Annotated in this window: 25 protein-coding genes and 1 pseudogene; 11 read left to right on the top strand and 15 right to left on the bottom strand. The window is 59.8% G+C overall.

Going from position 1 to position 18,866, the window contains the following annotated elements:
* Positions 1-234: 234 nt before the first annotated feature.
* From BX592_RS16045 to BX592_RS16030, 4 genes and pseudogenes are all read right to left on the bottom strand, one after another.
* Positions 235-867, bottom strand: coding sequence for an HD domain-containing protein (locus BX592_RS16045; protein WP_243849569.1), 633 nt, complete (start codon positions 865-867; stop codon positions 235-237).
* A 420-nt stretch (positions 868-1,287) separates the two neighbouring features.
* Complete coding sequence (locus BX592_RS16040) at positions 1,288-1,707, bottom strand: AtzH-like domain-containing protein (RefSeq protein ID WP_166676371.1); 420 nt, start codon at positions 1,705-1,707, stop codon at positions 1,288-1,290.
* A gap of 96 nt (positions 1,708-1,803) precedes the next feature.
* Positions 1,804-2,508 carry a class I SAM-dependent methyltransferase gene (locus BX592_RS16035; protein WP_134192806.1) on the bottom strand — a complete coding sequence of 235 codons (705 nt, stop codon included), beginning with the start codon at positions 2,506-2,508 and terminating at the stop codon, positions 1,804-1,806.
* A 233-nt stretch (positions 2,509-2,741) separates the two neighbouring features.
* A pseudogene (locus BX592_RS16030) lies at positions 2,742-3,341 on the bottom strand (GlxA family transcriptional regulator); the annotation flags it as partial.
* A 26-nt stretch (positions 3,342-3,367) separates the two neighbouring features.
* Between BX592_RS16030 and BX592_RS34440 the strand changes: the two are divergent.
* Entirely contained in the window at positions 3,368-3,577 is a 210-nt protein-coding gene (locus BX592_RS34440; RefSeq protein ID WP_243849568.1) for a hypothetical protein, read from the top strand.
* Positions 3,574-3,816, top strand: coding sequence for a GreA/GreB family elongation factor (locus BX592_RS34435; RefSeq protein ID WP_243849567.1), 243 nt, complete (start codon positions 3,574-3,576; stop codon positions 3,814-3,816). The genes BX592_RS34440 and BX592_RS34435 overlap by 4 nt, the downstream gene beginning before the upstream one ends.
* A 769-nt stretch (positions 3,817-4,585) precedes the next feature.
* Here BX592_RS34435 and BX592_RS16020 read toward each other — a convergent pair.
* The 3 genes from BX592_RS16020 to BX592_RS16010 form a co-directional block, all read right to left on the bottom strand.
* Positions 4,586-4,897, bottom strand: coding sequence for a DMT family transporter (locus BX592_RS16020; RefSeq protein WP_134192805.1), 312 nt, complete (start codon positions 4,895-4,897; stop codon positions 4,586-4,588).
* A gap of 30 nt (positions 4,898-4,927) precedes the next feature.
* Complete coding sequence (locus tag BX592_RS16015) at positions 4,928-5,386, bottom strand: carboxymuconolactone decarboxylase family protein (protein ID WP_134192804.1); 459 nt, start codon at positions 5,384-5,386, stop codon at positions 4,928-4,930.
* A gap of 121 nt (positions 5,387-5,507) precedes the next feature.
* A complete protein-coding gene (locus tag BX592_RS16010) occupies positions 5,508-6,392 on the bottom strand; it encodes an aminotransferase-like domain-containing protein (protein ID WP_377681663.1) in 885 nt (294 codons plus the stop codon).
* Between BX592_RS16010 and BX592_RS16005 the strand changes: the two genes are divergently transcribed.
* Positions 6,352-6,948: an LOG family protein gene (locus BX592_RS16005; protein WP_134192803.1), complete on the top strand. Its 597-nt coding sequence runs from the start codon at positions 6,352-6,354 to the stop codon at positions 6,946-6,948. The two genes, BX592_RS16010 and BX592_RS16005, sit on opposite strands and share 41 nt — an antisense overlap.
* An 89-nt stretch (positions 6,949-7,037) precedes the next feature.
* Here BX592_RS16005 and BX592_RS16000 read toward each other — a convergent pair whose 3' ends face one another.
* Positions 7,038-7,412 carry a carboxymuconolactone decarboxylase family protein gene (locus BX592_RS16000; RefSeq protein WP_166676370.1) on the bottom strand — a complete coding sequence of 125 codons (375 nt, stop codon included), beginning with the start codon at positions 7,410-7,412 and terminating at the stop codon, positions 7,038-7,040.
* A 133-nt stretch (positions 7,413-7,545) separates the two neighbouring features.
* Here BX592_RS16000 and BX592_RS34430 point away from each other — a divergent pair, with 133 nt between their 5' ends.
* A complete protein-coding gene (locus BX592_RS34430; protein WP_243849566.1) occupies positions 7,546-7,941 on the top strand; it encodes an asparagine synthase-related protein in 396 nt (131 codons plus the stop codon).
* Positions 7,942-8,237: 296 nt separating this feature from the next.
* Complete coding sequence (locus BX592_RS34425) at positions 8,238-8,414, top strand: hypothetical protein (protein WP_243849565.1); 177 nt, start codon at positions 8,238-8,240, stop codon at positions 8,412-8,414.
* A 1,495-nt stretch (positions 8,415-9,909) separates the two neighbouring features.
* On the opposite strand, the gene BX592_RS15990 is transcribed toward BX592_RS34425, so the two are convergent.
* Both BX592_RS15990 and BX592_RS15985 read right to left on the bottom strand, forming a co-directional pair.
* Positions 9,910-10,632 carry an SDR family oxidoreductase gene (locus BX592_RS15990; RefSeq protein ID WP_134192801.1) on the bottom strand — a complete coding sequence of 241 codons (723 nt, stop codon included), beginning with the start codon at positions 10,630-10,632 and terminating at the stop codon, positions 9,910-9,912.
* Between the two features lie 48 nt (positions 10,633-10,680).
* Complete coding sequence (locus BX592_RS15985; protein ID WP_134192800.1) at positions 10,681-11,340, bottom strand: TetR/AcrR family transcriptional regulator; 660 nt, start codon at positions 11,338-11,340, stop codon at positions 10,681-10,683.
* 117 nt (positions 11,341-11,457) lie between these two features.
* On the opposite strand from BX592_RS15985, the gene BX592_RS15980 reads away from it, so the two are divergent.
* Positions 11,458-12,333 carry a DJ-1/PfpI family protein gene (locus tag BX592_RS15980; RefSeq protein WP_134192799.1) on the top strand — a complete coding sequence of 292 codons (876 nt, stop codon included), beginning with the start codon at positions 11,458-11,460 and terminating at the stop codon, positions 12,331-12,333.
* 109 nt (positions 12,334-12,442) lie between these two features.
* Here BX592_RS15980 and BX592_RS15975 read toward each other — a convergent pair whose 3' ends face one another.
* The 5 genes from BX592_RS15975 to BX592_RS15955 all read right to left on the bottom strand — a co-directional run bounded on the left by BX592_RS15975 (position 12,443) and on the right by BX592_RS15955 (position 14,587).
* Positions 12,443-12,685 (bottom strand): hypothetical protein, encoded by a 243-nt coding sequence (locus BX592_RS15975; RefSeq protein ID WP_134192798.1) that lies wholly within the window; start codon positions 12,683-12,685, stop codon positions 12,443-12,445.
* Between the two features lie 235 nt (positions 12,686-12,920).
* Positions 12,921-13,229 carry a hypothetical protein gene (locus BX592_RS15970; protein ID WP_243849564.1) on the bottom strand — a complete coding sequence of 103 codons (309 nt, stop codon included), beginning with the start codon at positions 13,227-13,229 and terminating at the stop codon, positions 12,921-12,923.
* 105 nt (positions 13,230-13,334) lie between these two features.
* A complete protein-coding gene (locus BX592_RS15965) occupies positions 13,335-13,616 on the bottom strand; it encodes a hypothetical protein (RefSeq protein ID WP_134192797.1) in 282 nt (93 codons plus the stop codon).
* An 80-nt stretch (positions 13,617-13,696) separates the two neighbouring features.
* A complete protein-coding gene (locus BX592_RS15960; protein WP_134192796.1) occupies positions 13,697-14,110 on the bottom strand; it encodes an Hsp20/alpha crystallin family protein in 414 nt (137 codons plus the stop codon).
* Positions 14,111-14,146: 36 nt separating this feature from the next.
* A complete protein-coding gene (locus BX592_RS15955) occupies positions 14,147-14,587 on the bottom strand; it encodes an Hsp20/alpha crystallin family protein (RefSeq protein ID WP_134192795.1) in 441 nt (146 codons plus the stop codon).
* Positions 14,588-14,783: 196 nt separating this feature from the next.
* On the opposite strand from BX592_RS15955, the gene BX592_RS15950 reads away from it, so the two are divergent.
* The 5 genes from BX592_RS15950 to BX592_RS15930 all read left to right on the top strand — a co-directional run bounded on the left by BX592_RS15950 (position 14,784) and on the right by BX592_RS15930 (position 18,512).
* Entirely contained in the window at positions 14,784-15,422 is a 639-nt protein-coding gene (locus tag BX592_RS15950) for a diguanylate cyclase (protein ID WP_134192794.1), read from the top strand.
* 169 nt (positions 15,423-15,591) lie between these two features.
* Positions 15,592-15,909: a co-chaperone GroES gene (locus BX592_RS15945; RefSeq protein WP_134192793.1), complete on the top strand. Its 318-nt coding sequence runs from the start codon at positions 15,592-15,594 to the stop codon at positions 15,907-15,909.
* A 77-nt stretch (positions 15,910-15,986) separates the two neighbouring features.
* Positions 15,987-17,609 (top strand): chaperonin GroEL, encoded by a 1,623-nt coding sequence (gene groL / locus BX592_RS15940; RefSeq protein WP_134192792.1) that lies wholly within the window; start codon positions 15,987-15,989, stop codon positions 17,607-17,609.
* Positions 17,610-17,718: 109 nt separating this feature from the next.
* The gene (locus BX592_RS15935) at positions 17,719-17,973 is read left to right on the top strand and encodes a hypothetical protein (RefSeq protein ID WP_134192791.1); all 255 of its coding nucleotides are present in this window, start codon (positions 17,719-17,721) and stop codon (positions 17,971-17,973) included.
* A gap of 92 nt (positions 17,974-18,065) precedes the next feature.
* Positions 18,066-18,512, top strand: a complete 447-nt coding sequence (locus BX592_RS15930; protein WP_134192790.1) for a hypothetical protein — start codon at positions 18,066-18,068, stop codon at positions 18,510-18,512.
* The last annotated feature ends 354 nt before the right edge of the window (positions 18,513-18,866 follow it).

The raw sequence follows: 18,866 nt of genomic DNA, 5'->3' as shown, positions 1-18,866 counted from the left end.
ACACCGGGGGAAACGTCTCATCAAACAAGTGCACCGCCTTCTCGCGCCTTATGGAAGCCAAGGGAGGCAATGCCTGCAGCTTATCGCCCTGCCGACAGGCGAGCGATGCGTCAAGTCCTTCGTCGGTCAGGAACGGGCGATTTTCCCGTAAAGTCCACGGGTCGCGGTATCCTGGCATCGATAGACCACGCCTGAAAGTCCCAGTTCCTCATTCGGACTCTCCTCTCGCCGAAACTACAAGCCAAGAATCATTGAGCACACGTTTGCCCTCTGAAATCCCGGATCCTTATAAGCGAGGAAGTCGTCGTTGAACGTGCCGAGTGTGCTTTGCGGCCGATGCTTCATACCCTCGTAAAAGGCGTCGACCATGTCGTGCCTGAACGTTTCCGCGCGCGGATGACCTGTTAGCACGGAGACACGCTGTTCTTCGGTCAGTTCATCCGCGCCCAACCCGATGAGATCCATCGCCGCTCCCGCCTGCGTCAACGCGATCTCGGCGTGCATATGTTCGGGGATGCCAGGGGTGGTGTGCAACGCGACCGCTGACCAGACGATCGAGACATCCTGCACGGAGATGCCGCGGCGAAGCAAAAATTCGCGCACCGCATTCGCTCCATCCACTTCAAACCGTAGCTGGCTCTGGCGATAGGCTTCGGTGAGCCCGATATCGTGAAACATCGCCGCAGCATAAAGAAGTTCGGGATCGAAACTGAGACTGTTAGCCTCGCCTTTCATGGCGCCCCACAAGTAGACGCGAACAGAATGATGAAACAGGATCTCATTTTCGGTATCGCGAACAAAATCTGTTATCTCGCGAGCCAATTGACTGTCGGGAATCCATAGGCTCCAATCTTTTCTCGCTATCACTTTAGCGCTCCATCGTTCGATTGAATACAAGCCGCTGTGCATCGGAATTGACGCGTAGTGGGAAATCCGTGCCCTCTATATCCGCACCCATGATTCTGTTAACTTTTTCCGCACAGGCAGGAGGCACCTGCGATCGAGAGCCGACGTGCGCCCTGTGTGAACTCGCAAACCGCTCTGGCCGGGGACGCGCATACAGGCGCTCGTCATCACCCCTTTCCAGAAAGCCGCCTTTGCAGCAAGAAGGCTTCGACTTGATGGTGCATCCGCACAGATTCATTTGGTTGGGTTGCCGTTCGAATATCAATGGAAGCGCTCTTGTATTTCATCAGCCGAATAAACGCCCTACACCTGAATCGTGCTATCGGCTTTCTCCAACATCGTTACACTTCATGATTAGTACATCTGCGCGGATAACTACGACTAGATGCACGCACGCCGGGAAACGACGCTTTCATGCGAGGCGACAATCCGCCATCCGCCATGCAATCCAGCCTCAGGCTGCGAATCGGGACCGACACGCGCCCATACCAGAGTCCGCCTGCCATAAAGCTCCGAATCTTCACATCCAAATTCCGTGCTTACGGTGGCATTGTCATGCCCGAACGTAGTGATTGTCGTGGATGCAGCCACGACTCCGTTGTTAAACGGGTGGCGGAGCGCGTTCAGTTTCCGGATTTCGGCGCTGCCGTATTGCATATCGTCGAAGCCGTAATGAACCGTATGTGGACTTTCCCATGTCAATGCGTAAAGCAGTAAGACATCGTTGTCCGCTAGAGCTTTTTCGTATGCGGCGTAGGCAGCGGCCACTTCCACCACGACGTGAGCTATGTTGACGTTCATTGAAGGATCACAATGTCGGAAATGTTCAAAGCATATCTTTCGCCGGACCATCCCGGAACGCCATAATTGCGATGCATTCAGGACATGCAAAGCGCGCTATTCGCACCTCCTCGCGATATTTGTATAGAACCTGCAACGCTTATCGGCAGCCGCGTAGGCCCGTGCCGTTTCAATTCGAAAGCCGTTCTCCGTGAGGAGCTTCGGCATCGCGCGCATGACTCTGTCCTGAATGGGCCGGGTCGTTGCCCACAGGAAATCGGCACAACCAGTACCTTCGTCGCCGCTGCGTGGATCGGGCTCCTGCGCAAGCGAATAGTTACGGTCGAACACGACTACGCGGCCAGCCGGTCGAAGCACACGCCGCGCTTCCTTAAGAACCATTCCAGGATCGCCTACGCGGTGCAGCACCATATGCAGGATCACGACGTCGAATTGCCCCTGTGGTCCGATGATCCAATGCGGGTCCCCGGTCAGAAAGCGGATGCGCTCCGTTACCTGCTCCTCACGGGCGAGGCGCTTTGCGGCTGCGATAAGCGTGGGACTGGAATCGATCGCCGTAATGCGCGCTTTCACGTCGCCTCGTCTGGCAACGGTACGGGCGACAATTCCCGTGCCGCATCCAAGATCGAGAACAGCCGCGCAAGCGTCAAGCGACAGCGCGTCGAGGTAGTCCGAGATGGCCCGCCGGAAAAGCATATGCTTGCCGCGGACCTCGGGCGCAGATGCCATTGCTGTCTGCACACGCTCATCCGCACCGAAACCCTGTGTATCGGCGTCGTTGCATGTCATCCTTGCCTGCATAACCCGTGCTCTCCTGAACCGCACGACAAACACGCGCGCCGCGCCTGAGCGTTTGTTGCGCTAAATGCAAAACGTCAGTGACCGTGTGAGCAACAGGCGGTCATGTCGTATCTGGCGACCCTCTACCGTCAGGAAGGATAAGATCAGCCAGGCGCGGTTCAAATGTCAGATATACGGTCGATTTCGGACGCACGTCCAATGTACGGCCGCTGACCAGCCGGGTTAAGCGTCGCTCAGGGTTGCCGGGACACCGGAACGCCGCTATCGTCTTCCGCTTCGAGTTCCGCGGCCGCACGGCCCTCTCTTCCCTTGCGCCGGACCGATTGCGGCGGCTGGCCCAGGGTCCGGACGAACGCGCGCCTCATACGCACGCGGTCAAAAAAGCCCACCTCGTTGGCAATGACATCCATCGAAAGGCGCCCCTGCTCGAGCATCAATCGGGCGGCTTCCACACGCAGCCGTTCCACGGCCTTCGCGGGTGACTCGCCCGTTTCCGCAGTAAATGCCCGGCTGAACTGTCGCGGGCTAAGACTTGCCACCTCGGCCAGTTCCTCGACGGACAGCGCATTGCGCAGGTGCGCAACTGCATAGTCGATCGCTTTCTGGATCCGGTCGGATTTAGGCTCGAGTTCGAGCAGCGCAGAAAATTGCGACTGACCGCCGGCACGCCGGTGATACACGACGAGCTTGCGCGCGACCGCACGTGATACTTCCTTGCCGTGATCTTTTTCAATCATGGCAAGCGCCATGTCAATCGTGGCCGTCATGCCCGCCGATGTCCAGATCGAACCATCGACGACGAAAATCTGATCTTCGTCGACCGCCACTTCGGGAATCTGTATTCTCGCCGGAGGCAATCATGCTGCTCTACCAAATTCAATCTTCCATGGATGGAAAGACACATGCGGAAACCGAGCGCATCGTGTCCGAAAGCGACTTGGCTCAACTGAAGGCGTGTGTTCATTTGGCGACGGTAACGCCGCAGCAGCGAGCGATGGTGGAAACTCTCTCGAAACGACCGCTGTACTCGTCGACGCCGAGCAGATCCCGCCTGACGTTGTCACGATGAACACGACCATTGAGTGCACGGTTGTCGGCAGCGCTAACACTTATCATTGGACGCTGGTATATCCCGATAGGTCGGACTACCTGATGGGGCGTCTGTCCGTCCTGTCGCCTGCCGGCATTTCACTTTTGGGTGCGCGATGTGGTCAGACCGTGGTGTGCAGACCACCAAGCGGCGCGCAGATCCGTTACGTGATCAAAGCGATACTGCTGCAGCCGGAGAGTCGCCACCTGGCTCAGTGACGCCGTGGGCTACCGCCTTGCTCGGAAGGCGGTAGCCCGGCAGTTGCAACCATCAAGCAGCTAACCGTTGTGGATGGAAGCGCACACACCCATAGTCGGAGGTTCAACGGCAAGTCCCCTTCCGGCCACCGAGCAAAGCGAGCGACAGCTTTCCGCATAAGAGTCGTTTCAATGTCCGGCCGCATGAGCGGGCGAACGGCTGAACATGGCCGAACCCGGAAGAACATCGCCCGTTGGTTCAGCGGCGGATGCGCTGAATCGTCGCCTGTGCTGTCGGGATAGCCACGTACTGAGCGGGACGCGGCACCGCGTCCGTGCCGACCGTTGACAAATTTATCTCGCTCCCCCGAACCCTCATGCGGCAAGACTCTGTGGGCGCTGACCCGCTGCATGGCCATCGATTGACAATTTCATTGTCGCAACGGTGACGAAATTAATACGGTCTACGATCGTCCGAAGGTTCTCCATCATGTTGTTCTCTGCAGCGATGTCCTTGATCCAAGGAAATAGCTTCCTCCGTCACTCAGAAAGTCGTTGTACAGATCCACGCAAAGAACTGCTGTGATCTTGGGGTCGTAGCTGGTCATCGAAATATCCGCTGTTGAACTGCGAGCCGAACCGGCCAGAGGCGACGCCGGCACTTGCTGCAAATAGAATTAGCAGGCGATCTGTACGGCTGCTGCCTTTTTTACACGTGTCATGAGAACACCTGTGTCAAAGAAATTGGTCAGATCGTCGTCGGATCGGCCCTCACCGGAATATCGAGCGTTTATGCGAACTTGAGTCCGATCACGCCACCGAGAATCAGCAGGATGAAAAACACCCGCAATGGTGCGGCCGAATCTCCGAGCAAAGCGATACCAAGAATTGCCGTACCCGCCGCCCCGACTCCAGTCCACACGGCGTAGCCGGTGCCGACCGGCACTGTACGAAGCGCCACGGAGAGCAGAATCACGCTCGACAGTCCGGTCGCGACCGTAAGCAGCCCGGGCGTCAGTCGCGTGAAGCCGTCTGAGGCCTTCATCGCAAAGGCGAAAGCGATCTCAAGCACGCCTGCCAGGCTAAGTAGTAGCCATGCCATCAGTGAAAACTCCGTACAAGGTGTGCAATGTCAGGCTTTAGCGTAAGCTGCGGCTGGAACGGTGCGGAAGGCGATGCCAAGACGATTGAAAGCGTTCATCAGGCTGATCGCATAGGTGAGGTCGGCGAGTTCCTTGTCATTGAATTCGGCCGCCGCCGCTTGATAAGCGTCATCGGGGGCGTGCGTTGCCGCCACATCCGTGACCACTTCCGCCCAGGCGATCGCTGCTTTCTCGCGCGCGCTGAATAGCGTGCCGGCGTCGTGCCAGACCTGTAGAAGGGTGAGTTTTTCCTCCGATACCCCGAGCTTCTTCAGGTCTCGCGTGTGCATATCGATACAGAAAGCACAGCCATTCATCTGCGAGGCGCGCAGGTACACGAGGTTGATTAGATCCTTCGCAAGGCCGCATGTCTGAATTATGGAATGTACGTCACCGAACGCCCGATACGCGTCCGGCGACGCCTTGCTGTAGTTGATGCGTTGTGTCATGAAGAACCTCTCTGATTGATCGTTTAAGAGGCTTCATCTTGTCTCACCTTGGTCCAGTTCAAAAGGACCATGAACCTGCATCCGTGCTATGCCATGATTTTTAGCGTATGCGTTGTTCCGGTCACATCAGCGACAGGATTCGCTTGCCGAGTTGCGCTGCGGTTGCCTGACTGTCAACGTTCGTGAACCCGACGAGCAGCGCCGATCCGACTTGCCGTCCTTCGCCCCAATCCGAAAGTGCTTCGGCGTACAGGCCGTTTTCACCCATACTCGCAACGAGCCGGCGGTCTGACCGGCGGCCGCGTAAGCGCAAGATCAGATGCATGCCGCCAGGTTGTGCATCGATGTCCACGTAATGGCCGAGAGCGCTTTCCAGACCCGCGACTGTTGCCTCGCGTCGTTCGGCATATAGCCTGCGCATTCGCTGAATATGCCGTGCAAAGTGCCCCTCTCTCATGAACGATGTCACCATTGCCTGAACGAGGTGGGACGTGCCTGTGCCAAGCGTTCGAACGACCTGCTCGAAGCGTTCGACGAGCGCGTCGGGGACGACCAGATACGCCAATCGAAGGCTCGGCATCAGCATCTTGCTGAAAGTGCCTGCATAAAGAACTCTTCCGTTTCCATCCAGACTTTTCAGCGCTGGCAAGGGCCGGCTGATATAGCGATATTCGCCATCGTAGTCATCTTCGATGATCCATCCTTTGCTTTGCGCAGCCCATTCCAGCAGGGCTAGCCGGCGGGGCAACGAAAGTGTTACGCATAAAGGGCTTTGGTGGGCGGGAGTCACGATCGCCGCCCGTGCGCGGGGTGCGAGTTCGATGCCGCAGGCTACATCTATCCCTTCTTCGTCCACCGGAATGGGAACACCGTTCAGATTCAGCATACGCATCAACTGCCGGGTCGGCGGGTATCCCGGATTTTCGTACCACACCTGATCGCCCGCGTTGAAAAGCGCGTGAGAAATGAGTTCGACTGAAGCGCCGTCGCGCACAATCAACTCCATCGCCGTTTTCTGCGGCTCGAACTTCGGTGCTTCTGAACAATACGCACAGGACGCACGCAAGCTTGGCCTGGCCTTGGCAGGTGCGTGCATAAAGGTAGTGTATGGCGGGACGACCAAAGGATTGATGGGTGCCGTAGCCGATGCGGCAATATCGGCAGGAGGCCAGGTGCACGGCGTCATCACAGAAAGCCTGCATCGGCGCGGCCATTCGCATTCGGCGCTAACTCATTGCGAGATCGCATCCACGCTAAGAAAGCGCAAGGAGCGGATGGTCGAGCTTGCCGACGCATTCATTGCACTTCCCGGAGGAATCGGAACGATTGAAGAAGTGATGGAATCCTGGACGATGAATCAGTTGCAGGAAATCGACAAGCCGTTAGGCTTGTTGAACACTGCGAACTTCTTCATGCCCTTCATGGGTTTCATCGATCACATGGTCGAGCAGAGATTTTTACCCTTCGAACATCGTGAATCCATAGCTATCCATAGCGACCCAAACGAGTTGATTGAGTCGTTACGTCGCCAGCCACGTATCGATGTGCCCAAATGGATTTAGCGATGAGACCGTCATCTGCAACATGAATATGATCGGATGGCCGCTTACGAGTCTCGAAGAGGCACTCGCATGATCTAAAAGCGGAGGAACTATACGACCGCTTGTGGCCGAACCCGGAAGAACTGCAACACGAATTTGGCTAACGCATCATCGTGCGCATCGCCCGACGGCTTAGCCTGGCGCAAGGCCAGAATGGCTTCACGGTCAATGCCGATCTTTTTGCTCAGCACAGTGTGGGCGGCGAGGCAATAGCTGCAGCCGGTCGTATGGCTTACGACCAGTTTCACGACTTCGATATCCCGCGCGCTCAAGCTGCTCTTTTTGAGCGATGCCTCGAGATTCAACACGGCCTCGAGTGCGACGGGACTATTACCGCCGATGCCGATATAGGAATTCGGAACTCTGCCGACCGCGGCTTTAACGCCTCTGAAAATTCCGGCTGCGTGACCGGTGGCTTCGGACATTTCGATGGTATGGAGACGAGGCATGATGTTGACCTTCAGGTTGAAGAAAACCGGTGAATGACGCGCGGTACGGCGCCTGCAGATTAGCGAGCCTAAGCAGCTTCCTCGCGTGCCGCGAGGGACTCGTAGCGACATGTATCCGTCGCTCTATCTTCTGTTCGCCGAAGTCCGCAAGACCTCGACGGTCGCGCTCTCCGGCGAGGCGGCCGCCGAGGTGTTCGGCGGCTATCGCTGGTTCCACTCTCCCGAAGCGGTCAACGCGGCCACGTTTCCATGGCTGAGGGGCCGTGACAGCGTGCCGTCAATGTGGTCGGAGAGCGTTAAGAAAGAGCTCTGCCTGTCCGAGTACGTGGCCGATTTCTACACCCACGCGATCGACGCGACACCGCTGCTGCCCGGACAAACCGGACACGAGAAACGCATGCGGGAGATCTGCTTCCTCGGCCTGACCCACTGGCTGCCTATCTTGCTGGACCGCAAGGACAGGCTCAGCATGGCCGTGGGCCATGAAGACATTCGACGGACGTGAGAAGAGCCTGCTTCGCGCTGAAGCTGCGCATAACGTATGCAACGGAAATCCTGCAACGCGCAAAAAGCCCTTAATCTCCCGGCAGACGATCGTCGACAAACGGTTCGCCGTCGGCGTAAAAATGATTGCTGTCAAAGCGCAACGGCCCGGTATGCGGGCACCGCGACGACGGGTCGTTCATGCCCGACTGTTGCCCGACGGCGATCCGCGCTCGCCGATGAAACCGCTCCTGCCTGGCGGTCCCAGTTACCAGCGATCCCGATCCGGTATGCCGTCCACAGCTAGCGCAGTCCGAATTGGGCAACGGGTCGAACGCGGCGCACGCGGGCATCGGTCAGAATATGGGGCTGTTTGGAACGGGCGTACTGGATCTGGGTCTGCGGTTCATGTACGGCAAACGCATCACCTTCGGCATGCCGGGTGGCGACGATTTCTCGACGGGCACGCAGCCGTTCTTTGCGATTCAGTCTTGATCGGGCGCTTGTAGGCGGGTGCTAAAGCGATAGTCGGCTTTCGTGCCGGCTATCGCTTTTCGCCTGAAGCGCTGACCCGGGTGAACAGGTCACTGTGCGGGCGCGTCGGGAGACGTTGGCGATGTGACCTCCAGTGTTGGCTCTAACGGCAGGGTCCAACTGCGCATAGGTGAGCCGACCGGAGCGTCGGACTGCGTCGGCACCGATAAGAATGAGTTTTGAGGTGAAACGGGAATTGCCGGCCCGAAAGTCTGCCTGCGAGATCTATCGGCGAGTCCTACATCCGTCGGTGCGCGCCGCGCCAGTGGCGAGGGCGGCAGGCTGGCACCCTGAACCGAAACAGGTGATTGCGACGTCGACGCCGCCGATGATGGCCCCCGGGATATGGGCAGTCGCGGTGATTTTCCGCTAACGCTCGTTGTGTCCACCGATGGGCGTCGCGACAACGACTGCGGGTTGCTCGCACCTCGTGAAAACAGCGCCGATTCCGGGTATGGAGGCGGCACCCGGGGAGACGACGAAGCAATGGAAGGGCGCCGCGACCCGCCATTGCCGCTTGCGTCCACGGACGAGCGTCGCGACCGCGGCGAATCATGCTGGCTGACGCTAGTGCGCGGTGATGCCCAGGACTCCTTGAGGCGCATGCCGAAACTCTTGTATGCTTTAACGAGACCTTCCTCATTCTCGATGATGTTCCATTTCTTATTCGCGTACAGCGCGCAGGGAAGGCTTGCCTGTGCCGCCTCTGGATTTATTGGATCGCCATGTTCCTGGAACAGCTTGAATGCGAGGTAGCTTGCCTGTGCACCGTGTCTCACGACGTTCGTTTTCACGGCACCGGCGGGCCGCGCCAAATCGGCAGTGCCGACCGCGCTATTTATCGCTTTTAATGCTGCGGCTTCCTCCCCACTTCCCTGAGAAACCGGTGCTCTTCCGTTGATCGAAAACAGGTGGTGCAAATCGTAGTCTCCGGTTATCAGTAGCGATTGATATCCGTCAATTGCCTTCAGCGGATCGAGATCCTCTTTTACGCGGCTGAAATTGATGGGCGACTACGTCCATTCGCATCCATTGCCAAACATGCGTTCGGCGCCGAACGCGCTGAGGTCTGCCGGATGTGCGTGCTCCGGCTGCGGATCCCAGCTGTAGCAGTTCGTTAATTCCGCGAGCCACGTTCACGGCGGGAAGCGCCGTTCATGGATAGGATGCCTGAAATTCGAAGGCCCGCTTGCATGTCAGACGAGGGCCGCCCTGACATGGCTCGTGCCGTAGGCACATCTGCGGGTCCTCGGTGTGGTGGTGACAGTTCTGGAACTGCATCGGCAGGGGTTGAGTATTTCGGCGGTCGCACTCGACAGCGTATCGCTCGCAAGACGGTTCTCAAATACATCAGGAACGAAGTACAGGCGCTGCCTTATGGTCCGCGTCCGCTGCGGCTGTGCGTTAAGGTAATTAAATGCATGACACAATCAATTACATTGACGGGCCAGGTACTTCACAGCGACGCCTTCCCAATCGAGCCTCCCCCGTCGACAAACAAGGTTTGACCGGTGATGAAACCTGCATCCTCAGACAGCAGAAATTCAATCGCAGCAGCCAGTTCATGCGGCTTGCCGAGTCGCTTCATCGGGATCAAGGAAAGAAAGCGCCGTTCTGCTTCGCTTCCGACGGGGGAGTTCTCGCGAAACATTTCAGTTTCCACCGGTCCTGGCGCGACTGCGTTTACAGTGATGCCGGCGTCTGCCAGTTCCAGCGCCCATGTGCGTGTCATGGTCACCATCGCTGCCTTCGCGGCTGCGTATGCGGAGCGCCGAGGCATTCCCAGAATAGTAAGGCTAGACAGATTAACCACGCGCCCCCAACCCTGCGCGCGCATGTTGGGCAGGACTGCCTGGACAATCTGGACCGCGGGGGTGAGGTTGATCCTGAAACTCTCCTCGAACTCGTCGGGATTGATTTCTCCTATGCCTGCGAGCCGGACGAAGCCCATGTTATTGACGACACCGTCGAATGAGAAGCGCTCGGCGAGCGTCTTCAGGCATGCGTCAGTTGCGACACGATCGCCGAGGTCGACTGACACCAGAGTGCCGGGAAACGGAACATCGTTGGTACGGCGGGCAAGTCCGACCACATGGTGACCCGCGCCGGCAAGCCTGTCCGACAACGCGCGGCCAATTCCCTTGGTAGCACCGGTGACGAGAAAGGTACGTTTTGACATATCGGTATCCTTAGTTTTAGAGAGGGAAAGACTGGATTCTTACGATGCTCAGCCAGTCTGCGAACAAGAGGGCATAGGCCGGTTCTGAGAGCGATGCCGTCTAATTTTTAGCGCAGTCGGCGCTGAGAGACCGAGCATCGCCATCGCTTGTGCCACCGCGCCCGTAAAAAGCTCAGGTTTCGGATCAACTCGAGCAAGTATGCGCAGGCCAAGAGCAACGGCCAGCAGGTTGGAAGCCGCATCGTCGGGTGACACTGTCGCTTTTATCTCCGAATTTCTCTGGGCTGCCGTGATGCAGCGCATGAAAAATGATCGCAACTGGCGCAGTTCGGACGCCACTGCCTGTCGGAGTTCGACATCGTCGCAGGTTGCTTCCAGCGTCGAATTGACAAGCAGGCAACCCCTTTGCTTGTCGTCCGAAAGCGAGCGACCGATAATTTCCTCAAAGAATGCCGTGATGGCCGCCGCTGGAGGTAGTTCAGCCTCCATTCGCGCGATTTTGTGCCTTAGCGTCCGATCGAGGTAATGATCGAGTGCACGACGAAACAGCACGCGCTTGTCGCCGAATGCATTGTAGAGACTCGGCTGAGTTAGTCCCGTGGCTGCCACGAGGTCACGCGTCGACGTGCCTTCATAACCCTTTGCCCAGAAGGCATCAGTCACCGCGTCAAGTACCTGTTCTTCGTCGAACTCGCGAGGTCGTCCCATGAGTACATTTCCTGGCCTGCTTTTCAAACCTCCCGATGAGGTTTTCGTTGCCTGATTTTATATCCATCGATATAAAATGCAAGCAATGCCAGTAACATTTGTTCCACAGGACGCATCATGCACAGCATCGGCTTCGTCGTCTTCCCCAGGTTTTATATGATGGGTTTCGCGGCGGTCACCGCATTCGAGCTGGCCAATCTCGTGCTCGAAGAGACGGCGTACGAGGTGACCGTCGTTTCCGAAACGGGCGGGCTGATATCGGCATCGTCGGGAATTCGTATCGACAGCGAGCCGTTCGGCGATGCCGTGTTCGATACGGTCATGTTCGCTTCAGGCGTCGAAACTGACCTGCGCTCGCCCGCACTCACGGCCTTTGTCAAACACGCGCTCAAGACGTCGCGGCGCGTCGCGGCGCCCTGCACAGGGGCATTTGTTCTGGCCGAATCGGGTGTGCTCGACGGCCGTCGAGCAACGACTCACTGGCGCTTTGCCGGCGATCTGCAGCGTCGCTTTCCCGTTTCGCTATCACGTAGTCAGCCCCGCCGCTTTTTAAGCGCGGCAGGTGCCGCGCATCAGCCGCGCAACGGGGATCCTGTTGGACTGTTGGACCCGACACACGAGCGCGCGCACTCGTGCGCGACGTTTGCCTCGCCCGTCGTCAGGAGAGGCGCGACAGCATGTCGTCGTGGGCCGTCAGGTCTGGTAGGAGGCCCGGCTCTTCGCTGTTATGCGAAGAACCGGGCAAAGGGAAGTGCTGACTTGTCCGCGGGAATAACGCGGCTCCGTGTGCGTTTCGCAGTCCCCAGGTTTCGAAGCCCACAGGTGTCCTTTTCGACCGGGCACCGAAAATGGAAACACGCAAGGACAGGAGGATTCGGGACGAAACGCACGGCTATGGCCTCAAGCGGGCAGCTCGATGAGCAACCCAGGATGCAGACAGCCTCATTAAAGCTGGTTGTTAGGAATTTGCAAGCTTTAATGAGGCTGTCGTAGACCGCATTAAATGTGTCACCGATGGGAGCCAGCGGGCGAGTTGACACGTTTAATGCCGCAACGTTGACACATTTAATGCGGTCTACGGCAGTTGCTGCCTGGGCCCTGACTAGGTCCGTGTGACATACCGGTCCGAAACGACGGAGCGTTGCTGGATCCATGCGACGGCAAGCTCTAGTGCTTCATCGCGTGCCTCCTGGACGTTGGCGAAGTCCCCATCGACGCCGAGCGTGCGTGTTTCGCCAGCCCGGTCTGTGACGATGGCCGCCGCTGCGTAGCGGCCCTTTCCCGTGGCGGTGACCACCGGCCGTACCTCGCAGCCGTGATACTCCATGACGTTGTCCGTTTGCATATCCCACCTCAGGCAGAGCGTTGTTCCCGAAGCGAGCCCGGCGATGCGGGATTTGCAATTCGACCCAGCATAGACGGGATCCCGCATGGCACCGCAGGCCCGGGGCGTCGGCAAAGCGCGAGGACACGCTACCATGACACCTGTCCCCGCCGCGAGGTTACCGGGAGGTCCCCGGTAACCTCGCGCCCGCTCGTCACGAAGGACGACAGGCCTGTCGTTGCGATCGCGCAGCCATTCAGCCTGCGCGTCCCGGCACCACAATATCCGTCGTGATGCCACCTGGCACGGAGGGCGTTTCCGGGCTTGTCCCACCGTCGTTGCCGGCGGTCTTCCGGCTTCGACGCGGTGCGTCGCCCGGGTGGAGCGCGTCGAGGAACGTTCTGCCCTTCCCGGTCAGGTACGCGCGGCGAGCGCCCTCGGCGCAATGTTCCAGCATGACCATCTGGCGCTCAAGCAGCGCGTCGAGCTCGGCGCGATTCATATCGAGCTGGTCCGGCGCCTGACGGACCAGCATCAGGGTCGCAAATTCGTGTGGACTGAGCATTTTCTTCTCCCGTAAAACAGGTTCCCGAAAGCAGAGGCCCCCTGCAGAAAAACGACATGCAGTGCAGGCCGTTCAGGTGCCGCGCTGCGTGGCAGCGCGGCACCGTCATGTGAGGAAGCGCGCCGGCGAACCGGTATCGTCGAGATAACCCGCGTTGATGGCGCGTATCGCGTACTCGACCGTTTCCCGGTGCGCCTCGTCCGCGCTTGCCCAGTGCTGGGCATAGCGTGGCAAGTGCCAATCCGCGACGGTCCGCTCCGCATGCCGGATGCGCACGATGGCCACGTACGTCTCCGGTCCGGCGGGAGGCAGCGCACAGTGCCGTACCGGAAACGCGCTGGTGTCGATCGTGAAGCTTTTCCAGCTTTGGCTGCGGACGTTGTCCATAAATTGCTCCGCGTGTCGGATGACACGGCGCGGGCCCTGCGCGCCACGCCGTACGTCCAGACTCGCCCCTGTGCATACGCCTAACCAACACCCACCTGGATGCGTCGCGGCTTCGCCTCCTCGCGGCGCGGGATGGTCAGCTTGAGCACCCCATCGCGCAACTGCGCGTCGATGCGCGAGACGTCGAAGTCCGGGCTCAGCGTGAACGCGCGCCAGAAGTGCGGGTGACGCACTTCACCGTGCTGCAGTCGCAGCCCGGATGGCGTGGGAATCACTGCCTCAGCTTCAATGTTCAGACTGCCGTCCTGCACACGCACGTCGAGCTTCTCGCGCGGCACGCCCGGCAGGTCGGCATACAGCGTGATGCCGCGGCTGTCCTCGAACACGTCGACCGCAGGTGCAATGCGGGTGAGCTGCTTCGCGGTTTCCGCACCCTCACGGGCGGCGACTTGGGTGCCCGACGGACGTTTAGCCAGTTCAGTGCTGTCGTACATGATGTCCTCCGTAACGCTCATGACGGGTCGAGGGACTTACTGGACGGTGATGGCACGAGGCTTCAATGCCTCGGAACGCCCGACGCTGATGGTCAGGCAACCGTTCACGTAACGCGCATTGACCTTGTCGTGATCGGCGTGCTGCGGCAGCTCGATCACACGCTCGAACGCGCCCTGGAAGCGCTCCTGCGCGTAGACACGCGTTTCCTCCCGCATCCCCGGTTCTGGCGGCTTGCGATCGCCGCTGATCGTCAGCAACCCCTTGTCGATCGAGACATCGATCGCTGCCGGGTCGAGCCCTGGCGCGAACGCGACGATCTCGACGCTGTCGTCGGTGCTGCCGATGTTGACGGGAGGAAAGGTGTCGCTGCGCATGGCGCGCAGGCTGGCGGGAAAGCCCGCGAAGACGCCGGCCATCTGCCGGTGCAGGCGGTCGAATTCGCCCAGCAGATCGGTGCTGAAGAAAACATCGCTCATGACTGGCTCCTTGAAACCGGGGCCGCCACGAAAGACGAACGGAACCACGCGCTCCAGTCCGCCTGTCCGTGGGAAACCCCGCCGACAAACAAATCGAAACACGCAGCGCTTAATCGCGATTGCCTGAGCGATGCATAAAATAGCGCAAGGAACGGAAATTTCAAGAGGCCCTGCAACATGTCAACCGGGAGGCTTCATGGACCTTTTCGACAGGCTTCAGGAACAGATCGACGCCGTGCGCCTGCCGCTCTTTGCCGTCACCGTCACGGCGGCGGCGCAGGTGAATACGCCGCTCATCGCAATACTCCACTGGCACGGATTCCGGCGCGCGACGCCGCTTGTGCTGCCCGGCATTGAGATCCCGCCACGCCCGGTTCCGGGATCGGCCGTCCAGCTCGATGCACCGTGGCACAGCTTCGAGACCGTGGACGCCATGCTGCTTGATGCCGCCTGGCAATCCGGTGCGTGGGATGTCGAGCGCGTCGAGCGGCGCGGCTGCAACGTGATCGGCGCCAGCGCTGCCGAGACGCTAGCCTGCCGGCGAGCGTTCGGCGACTATGGAGAGGACATGGCCCGCGACCCGCAACTTCTCGATGACGAGACCGATCGCGACGAGCTGATGCAGCTTGCCGCGCGCAGGGGCTACGTGCGCTGGCTATTCCGCCCCGTCAAGGGCGGCCTGTGGCACACGCTCAATGTGCCGGACGACACCCTTGACGTCGATGGCGGACGCCAGCCGCCCTGTCCTGTGTCGCCTCTACCCCGCCGACCCGACGGGCGCGGCCGCACGGTTTATCGCCTCGGCACGGTCCATCGCATCCTGCTGCCACGCTGAAACAATTTGTTACAAAGAGCCATTTCCAGCCCCCTTGAAGCGCGCGGTGGGCGCCTCTATTTCGCTCTCCGCCAGACATTGGCTCGGCTGCAGCGCGGCGCTCCACGCGCCCCGGCACCTGCAGCCGGATTCCCTTATTGGTGATCCTTTAATCGCTCAGGAGATCTGAATGCAGATTCGTCCCCTCTACGACCGGGTTATCGTCAAGCGAATCGAGACGCAGCGGACGACAGCTTCGGGCATCGTGATTCCCGATTCAGCGGCAGAAAAACCAGAACAAGGCGAAGTCGTCGCAGTCGGCAGCGGCCGGCTGTTGCAGGATGGAACGCTGCGCGGGCTCCAACTCAAAGTCGGTGACCAGGTCCTCTTCGGCAAGTACGCAGGCCAGACCGTCAAGGTCGACGGCGAGGAACTGCTCGTCATGCGCGAGGAAGACGTCATGGGCGTGCTCGAGGCCGACGCGGGCGCCGCCTGCAAGGCGGCCTGAAACCTCATTACGGTCGCGGACACCGGACCGGTCGTTCGCGACGCCTTGAGTCAACGACTACTTCCCGGAGCAACAACATGAGTGCAAAAGACGTCAAATTTCATGACAGCGCGCGCGCCCGTATCGTTAAGGGCGTGAACGTTCTCGCCGATGCCGTGAAGGTCACGCTCGGTCCGAAAGGCCGCAATGTGCTGATCGAGCGCAGCTTCGGCGCGCCGACCATCACCAAGGACGGTGTGTCGGTCGCGAGGGAAATCGAGCTGAAGGACCGCTTCGAGAACATGGGGGCCCAGGTGGTGAAACAAGTTGCCTCGAAAACGGCCGATGTCGCCGGAGACGGCACCACCACGGCCACCGTGCTGGCGCAGGCGATCGTGCAGGAAGGCATGAAGCACGTCGCAGCGGGCATGAACCCGATGGACCTCAAACGGGGCATCGACAAGGCCGTGGGCGCCGTGCTCGACGAACTACGTGCGCTCTCGAAGCCCATTTCCACCAATCGCGAAATCGCCCAGGTGGGCTCGATTTCGGCAAATTCCGACGAGGCAATCGGCAAAATCATCGCCGACGCGATGGAGAAGGTCGGCAAGGAGGGGGTGATCACCGTCGAAGACGGCAAGTCGCTCGAGAACGAGCTGGACGTAGTTGAAGGGATGCAGTTCGACCGCGGCTACGTGAGCCCCTACTTCATCAACGATCCGGAGAAGCAGGCGGCGTATCTGGACGACGCCCTGATCCTGCTGCACGACAAGAAGATATCGAACATCCGGGATCTGCTGCCGGTCCTCGAAGCGACCTCCAAGGCGGGCAAGCCCCTGCTGATCGTCGCGGAAGACATCGACGGCGAGGCACTCGCCACGCTCGTGGTCAACGCGATGCGCGGCATCCTGAAGGTCGCGGGCGTCAAGGCGCCCGGTTTCGGCGACCGCCGCAAGGCGATGCTTGAAGACATCGCCGTCCTCACGGGTGCAACCGTCATCTCCGAGGAAACCGGCAAGCAGTTGCAGAAGGCAACGCTTGACGATCTCGGCAGCGCGAAGCGCGTCGAAGTGCGCAAGGACGACACGATCATCATCGACGGCGCCGGCGACGAAAAGCGCATCGAGGCACGCGTGAAGTCCATCCGGGCGCAGGTAGTCGAGGCGACGAGCGACTATGACCGCGAGAAGCTGCAGGAGCGCGTGGCAAAGCTTGCGGGCGGTGTGGCCGTCATCAAGGTCGGAGCGGCGACCGAGGTTGAGATGAAGGAGAAGAAGGACCGCGTGGACGACGCGCTGCACGCCACCCGCGCGGCGGTCGAGGAAGGCATCGTGCCGGGTGGTGGTGTGGCGCTGCTGCGCGCGCGTTCGGCGGTGATGAACCTGAAAGGCGCCAACAGTGATCAGGACGCGGGCGTCCAGATCGTGTTGCGAGCGCTCGAGGCGCCGCTGCGAGTGATCGCTTCCAACGCGGGGGATGAGCCTTCTGTGGTCATCGCGAAGGTGCTCGAAGGCAGCGGCAACTTCGGCTACAACGCGGCCACTGGCGAGTATGGCGACCTTGTCGAGGCGGGCGTGGTCGATCCTACCAAGGTTGCGCGCACGGCACTACAGAATGCCGCATCGATTGCCGGGCTGATCCTGACGACGGATGCAACGGTTGCCGAAGCGCCGAAAGACGAAAAACCGGCGCAGACCCCCGCACCGGAGTTTGACTACTGATCCGGCAGCGTTTCCTGCATGCGCCGGCCAACAGTCGCGGCCCGTGCAACCCGTTCGGCGCCGCACGCTGTCTCCGCCACGCGGCGCCGCTTTTTGTGCTGGAGCGGTCATGAAACTGAAGCTCAACATTGATTCGAAGCCGCTGGACGTCGATATCGACGACGTCGTGGCGGGACTGCTTGCTGTCCGCCTTGACCTTCCCGCCGGTGAGGACCACCAGGACGCCCTCGCGCGCTATCTCAGCGACAAGGGCGCGCCCTGGACGCTCGACGAGGAGCACATGCGCAGGCGCATCCTTCGCCGGCTGATCTTGGACATCGCCGATCCGGCGCTGGTTATCCGCCATCTCATGGCTGAAGAATGAACGAATGAACCGCCCTGACCAACAGGTCGGGGTTGTGGCGACACACGCCCGTGTCACGACCGTCATGCTGTCCCGCAGAATCGGACATCTCGATGCCCAGCGATCCTCGTTCGCCTGTCGGCTCATCGGTCAGGCTTCCTGCCGGCGTGCTCGGGGGGGACTACCTCAAGTTTTTTCAGCTCTCGATTGCTGATGAGCTTTCCGCTGACCAGTTCATCGACGGCCAGGCGCTGGAGCAAGCGATGACCGCGATCCGCTGTGGCTCGATGCGCGCGGTGCGGCCGGCAATGAAGGTCTTCTTTGATGGCTGCCGGTTCTGGCTCGCGAGTCACTTTCACCGCCATGAGGCGGCACGTCGTCTCGGTGTCCGTCATCAGGAATTCTGGTGCGAGATTGAACCAGGCTCAAAGGACGACTCAGTGCGCCATGCGTCGCGTGTCTCGGGGTGCCTTCAAGATTTGGACTTTTTCGTACATCAAGCGTCCGGGCTTGGCGTTTCGTATGTTGCGGCTCGCCCCCTGAGCCACCGCTCGCCTTGACGAAGGATGAACAACAGCTTGCGGTTACGGATCTCCCAGCATGGGCTTAGCGAACCTCAAAAGACGGGTGTCCCGGATTGCCTGGGAGCCACCTTGCGCACGCCGCTCCACACGTCTGTATTTTCGAAGAATCGGATCGCCCGGTGTTTCCTCGTACTCGGCGTTTGCTGATGACATGCAATGACGCGCAATCGATCACCAGCAATCGGCAACATGAGCAGCCTACTTTTGAAGGCGCATGAGCTGCAACGCGGCTTCACTCTCCAGCGACGCCGTGCCGGGAAGCCCGACGTATCTATCTGCACGCCGATTCCCAAAGCATTCCTCTCCAGTTGTCAATGCGGAAACAGAACC

It is taken from the genome of Paraburkholderia rhizosphaerae, assembly GCF_004366595.1.
Lineage (GTDB): Bacteria > Pseudomonadota > Gammaproteobacteria > Burkholderiales > Burkholderiaceae > Paraburkholderia > Paraburkholderia rhizosphaerae.
Note: the sequence above shows the minus strand (reverse complement) of the source record. Positions and strands in the feature narration are given on the sequence as shown.

Excerpts from the sequence above, each read along its gene's own strand:
- BX592_RS16040 (WP_166676371.1), bottom strand. The coding sequence starts at position 1,707 with ATGAACGTCAACATAGCTCACGTCGTGGTGGAAGTGGCCGCTGCCTAC.
- BX592_RS16035 (WP_134192806.1), bottom strand. The coding sequence starts at position 2,508 with ATGCAGGCAAGGATGACATGCAACGACGCCGATACACAGGGTTTCGGT.
- BX592_RS34440 (WP_243849568.1), top strand. The coding sequence starts at position 3,368 with ATGCTGCTCTACCAAATTCAATCTTCCATGGATGGAAAGACACATGCG.
- BX592_RS34435 (WP_243849567.1), top strand. The coding sequence starts at position 3,574 with ATGAACACGACCATTGAGTGCACGGTTGTCGGCAGCGCTAACACTTAT.
- BX592_RS16020 (WP_134192805.1), bottom strand. The coding sequence starts at position 4,897 with ATGGCATGGCTACTACTTAGCCTGGCAGGCGTGCTTGAGATCGCTTTC.
- BX592_RS16015 (WP_134192804.1), bottom strand. The coding sequence starts at position 5,386 with ATGACACAACGCATCAACTACAGCAAGGCGTCGCCGGACGCGTATCGG.
- BX592_RS16005 (WP_134192803.1), top strand. The coding sequence starts at position 6,352 with ATGAGTTCGACTGAAGCGCCGTCGCGCACAATCAACTCCATCGCCGTT.
- BX592_RS16010 (WP_377681663.1), bottom strand. The coding sequence starts at position 6,392 with ATGGAGTTGATTGTGCGCGACGGCGCTTCAGTCGAACTCATTTCTCAC.
- BX592_RS16000 (WP_166676370.1), bottom strand. The coding sequence starts at position 7,412 with ATGTCCGAAGCCACCGGTCACGCAGCCGGAATTTTCAGAGGCGTTAAA.
- BX592_RS34430 (WP_243849566.1), top strand. The coding sequence starts at position 7,546 with ATGTATCCGTCGCTCTATCTTCTGTTCGCCGAAGTCCGCAAGACCTCG.
- BX592_RS15990 (WP_134192801.1), bottom strand. The coding sequence starts at position 10,632 with ATGTCAAAACGTACCTTTCTCGTCACCGGTGCTACCAAGGGAATTGGC.
- BX592_RS15985 (WP_134192800.1), bottom strand. The coding sequence starts at position 11,340 with ATGGGACGACCTCGCGAGTTCGACGAAGAACAGGTACTTGACGCGGTG.
- BX592_RS15980 (WP_134192799.1), top strand. The coding sequence starts at position 11,458 with ATGCACAGCATCGGCTTCGTCGTCTTCCCCAGGTTTTATATGATGGGT.
- BX592_RS15975 (WP_134192798.1), bottom strand. The coding sequence starts at position 12,685 with ATGCAAACGGACAACGTCATGGAGTATCACGGCTGCGAGGTACGGCCG.
- BX592_RS15970 (WP_243849564.1), bottom strand. The coding sequence starts at position 13,229 with ATGCTCAGTCCACACGAATTTGCGACCCTGATGCTGGTCCGTCAGGCG.
- BX592_RS15965 (WP_134192797.1), bottom strand. The coding sequence starts at position 13,616 with ATGGACAACGTCCGCAGCCAAAGCTGGAAAAGCTTCACGATCGACACC.
- BX592_RS15960 (WP_134192796.1), bottom strand. The coding sequence starts at position 14,110 with ATGTACGACAGCACTGAACTGGCTAAACGTCCGTCGGGCACCCAAGTC.
- BX592_RS15955 (WP_134192795.1), bottom strand. The coding sequence starts at position 14,587 with ATGAGCGATGTTTTCTTCAGCACCGATCTGCTGGGCGAATTCGACCGC.
- BX592_RS15950 (WP_134192794.1), top strand. The coding sequence starts at position 14,784 with ATGGACCTTTTCGACAGGCTTCAGGAACAGATCGACGCCGTGCGCCTG.
- BX592_RS15945 (WP_134192793.1), top strand. The coding sequence starts at position 15,592 with ATGCAGATTCGTCCCCTCTACGACCGGGTTATCGTCAAGCGAATCGAG.
- groL (WP_134192792.1), top strand. The coding sequence starts at position 15,987 with ATGAGTGCAAAAGACGTCAAATTTCATGACAGCGCGCGCGCCCGTATC.
- BX592_RS15935 (WP_134192791.1), top strand. The coding sequence starts at position 17,719 with ATGAAACTGAAGCTCAACATTGATTCGAAGCCGCTGGACGTCGATATC.
- BX592_RS15930 (WP_134192790.1), top strand. The coding sequence starts at position 18,066 with ATGCCCAGCGATCCTCGTTCGCCTGTCGGCTCATCGGTCAGGCTTCCT.